This window comes from Desulfovibrio sp. 1188_IL3213 (assembly GCF_036763145.1).
In the GTDB taxonomy this organism is placed as follows: domain Bacteria; phylum Desulfobacterota; class Desulfovibrionia; order Desulfovibrionales; family Desulfovibrionaceae; genus Desulfovibrio.
This window is the reverse complement of the sequence record NZ_JBAIYR010000669.1, coordinates 1-855: the sequence shown is the minus strand read 5'-3', so window position 1 is coordinate 855 and position 855 is coordinate 1. Positions and strand designations below refer to the sequence as shown.

At 59.9% G+C, this 855-nt stretch carries 2 protein-coding genes; both read left to right on the top strand.

The genetic code is table 11. From position 1 onward, the window contains the following. The coding region (locus tag V6C16_RS14430; protein WP_333543584.1) for an ABC transporter substrate-binding protein at positions 1 to 667 on the top strand (667 nt) is incomplete at its 5' end. A 41-nt stretch (positions 668 to 708) separates the two neighbouring features. Next, on the top strand, positions 709 to 855 hold a 147-nt coding region (locus V6C16_RS14425), incomplete at its 3' end, for an SAM-dependent methyltransferase (RefSeq protein ID WP_333543585.1).

The following is an 855-nucleotide window of genomic DNA, read 5'->3' as shown; positions in this document are numbered from 1 at the left end:
GCCGGGGCTTGAGCATCTGCCCGCCATCGGAACGCACATGCGCCCCAATGCGGAACTTGTGGTGCGCCATGCGCCCGATCTGGTCATCCAGCTTGCGGGCCGCAACGAGGCGCTCGTGCAGACGGAAAATCTGCGCTCTCTGGGGATTGATGTGCTTGTTTTTGAAATGAATTCCTTTGAGCAGATGTTTAGCGTATTGCAAAAGCTCGGTCGCCTCACAGGGCGAGAAAACGAGGCATCCGCTCTTGTGGCTGCCTGGCGGGAGCGCCTTGCGGCCCTTGAAGCCCGCTATGCGGGCGTGGAGCCGGTGAGAGTTTTTTACGAAGTGCGTTATCCCAATCTGTTGGGGGCAGGGCGCGGCGGCATCGTCAATGACATAATATTCCGCGCTTGCGGGCACAACGTGATCACTGACGAAAAAAAGCTGGTGCGTTTTAACGAAGAGGTCCTGCCGTCGGCAGACCCCGATGTCTATATTATGCAGCGTGGCCCTATGAATCCCGAACCGCAGCCGCTGGATCAGCGCCAGCACTACAGGAACCTGCGCGCAGTTCGTGAAGGCAGGGTGCTTGTGGTGGATGAAGAACGTTTTGCCCGTCCCGGCCCGCGCGCCGTGGATGCCGCCGAAGAGCTGGGCCGTTTTTTGCACTCTCGGGTAGCCCCTTGAATTTTCGTAACAATGCTGATGACACGACAAGAGAGCAGACCATGACAGGAGTTTTGTATGGCGTGGGCGTAGGGCCTGGCGCACCGGACCTGCTGACGCTGCGGGCTGTGAACGCCCTTGGCAAGGTGGGTGTGATTCTGGCGGCGGCTTCGCCCCGCAACGACTATTCCGCCGCGCTGGAGACGGCC